Origin of the sequence: Tenacibaculum agarivorans (genome assembly GCF_001936575.1) — a bacterium.
GTDB lineage: Bacteria > Bacteroidota > Bacteroidia > Flavobacteriales > Flavobacteriaceae > Polaribacter > Polaribacter agarivorans.
Map to the genome: position 1 here is coordinate 1 of NZ_MSMP01000080.1, position 2,481 is coordinate 2,481.

1 protein-coding gene is annotated in these 2,481 nt (G+C 33.7%); it reads left to right on the forward strand.

The window, feature by feature from the left end:
* Positions 1-2,481: AMP-binding protein (locus tag BVC87_RS22900; protein WP_075344718.1), on the forward strand; the 2,481-nt coding region annotated here is incomplete at both ends.

Here is a 2,481-nt window from a genome sequence, read left to right on the forward strand (position 1 = left end):
AATTTCACGTTTACAAAAGATAGATTATCATATAGCAGTTAAAGATATTTTCTCTAATCCAACAGTTGCTCAAATTGCAGAAAGAATCTCAGCAGATGCATCTGTATATCAAGTACCAGCCAATGGAATTACAATAGATACAGATCGTATTGTACCAGAAATGGTGCCTTTATTAAGTTTTGATCAAGAGCAAATAGACACTGTAGTTTCAAAAATACCAAGAGGCGTTCTTAATATTCAGGATATGTATCCATTATCGCCTTTACAAGAAGGAATGTATTTCCACTTCTTAATGAGTAATAAAGAGGAAGGCGATCCTTATGTATTACCAAATTTATTGTCTTTTTCGGATGATGAAAAACGAACAAACTTTATAGAAGCATTACAATTTGTAGTAAATCGTCATGATGTATTACGTACATGTTTTATAAGTGAAGATTTACCTAAAGTTGTTCAGGTAGTACTTAGAGAAGCGAAACTATCAGTAACGCATTTAACTGTAAACAATAATAACATATCGTCAGAGTTAGAAGCGCTAAAAGCTCCAGGTAAACAGTGGATGGATACCTCTGAAGCACCCTTGTTAAAGTTGACATCGGTAGATGATGTAGTAAATAATGATTTTTACTTGATTGTATATCAACACCATTTAATATTGGATCATGTTGGTATGGATAAGGTGATTTCGGAAATTGAAGCTTATTTATTAGGAGAAGAAGAAAGTCTTCCAGCACCTGTTTTATATCGAGAGTTTATAGGACACAATTTACATCAACAGTCGCAAAATGATGGAGCATCTTATTTTAAAGAATTATTAGGAAGTATAGATGAACCTACGTATCCGTTTAATTTATCAGATATTAAAGTTAATAGCGATAATATTAAGGAATCACGTATTATTCTGCCAATAGAATTAAGTAAAGAATTACGTAGAGTAAGTCTTGGATTAGGTTTAAGCCCTGCAGTTTTATTCCATGCCGCTTATGGAATTGTAGTTGGAAGATGTAGTAATAGCGATTATGTATTATTCGGTTCGTTATTCTCTGGACGTTTACAAGGAGCGTTAAACTCAGCAGATTCTTTAGGATTATTCATAAATACGCTACCATTTTTTATAGAACTTCAAGGAAGTATTACTGATTACATTGCAGCAGTAAAACAAAGGCTAGATGAATTATTATCATATGAGCAAACACCACTTTCAAGCATCCAAAATTGGAGTGGAGTTTCTAATGAAGTTCCGTTATTTAGTGCACTATTAAACTTTCGTCATTCTCCTGTTTTAACTGAAGAAGAAGGAGAAAGCCCTATTGATTTAGGAATTGATTTTATAGGAGGTGAAGAGAGAACGAATTATCCATTCATGTTAAATGTTGATGATTGTGGAGATGATTTTGTATTAACTGCTCAGATAGAGGAAAGTGTAGAAGTGTCTCGTGTTCTTGTGTACATGCAAGAAGTTTTAGAGCAATTAGTTAAAAAGGTAGAATCTGTAGAGGAAACAGCAGTAAGTTCATTAACAATTTTACCTGAGGAAGAATTACAAACATTAGAAAGATTTAATGGGATTGAGGTAGATTATGGAACCACTCAAACAGTTTTAGATTACTTTAAAGATCAAGTTGAAGCGCAACCAGAAGCTCTAGCAGTAGTTTACCAAGGAGTAGGATTAACATATGAAGAATTAGATACAAAATCTAATCAATTAGCTCATTATTTACAGGATCAGGGAATTAAATCTGGAGATTTTGTAGGCATTTGTATTGAGCGTAGCTTAGAAATGTTGGTTGGCATTTTAGGAGTTTTAAAATCAGGAGGCGCTTATGTTCCAATTGATCCTAATTATCCGCAAGATCGTGTGGATTATATGATTGAAGACACAGCTACTGGTTTGGTGTTAAGCAGTGCTCAAAGTCGAACTATCTTAGAGCATAAGAAAGACATAACCATTGTATCGTTAGATAGTGATTGGGATAGTTATTCAACATCAGGATTAGAAACTGAACTTACTCAATCTGATTTAGCTTACGTAATCTATACCTCAGGAAGTACTGGAAAGCCCAAAGGTGTTTTAATAGAGCATGGAAATATGTTCAATTTAGTAAACTGGGCATTAGATAATTTTGAAGAATCACTTGAGTTAGGAATGTTAGCCAGCACATCGATTAACTTTGATTTATCGATTTTCGAACTATTTACTTCGTTAGCTTCAGGATCAAAAATTGAATTGGTGGATAATTTATTATCCTTAGTTGAAGATTCAGCTATTTCAGTATCATTAATAAATACAGTTCCAAGTGTTTTATTAGGTGTTTTAGACTCTGGAAAATTACCAGAAACAGTAAAGACAGTCAACTTAGCAGGAGAGCCATTATTACCGAGTTTAGTAGATCGTATTTATGCAGAAAGTTCAGTGGAGTCGGTTTATGATTTATACGGACCCTCAGAGGCTACAACCTACAGTACATTTATCAAGCGAGA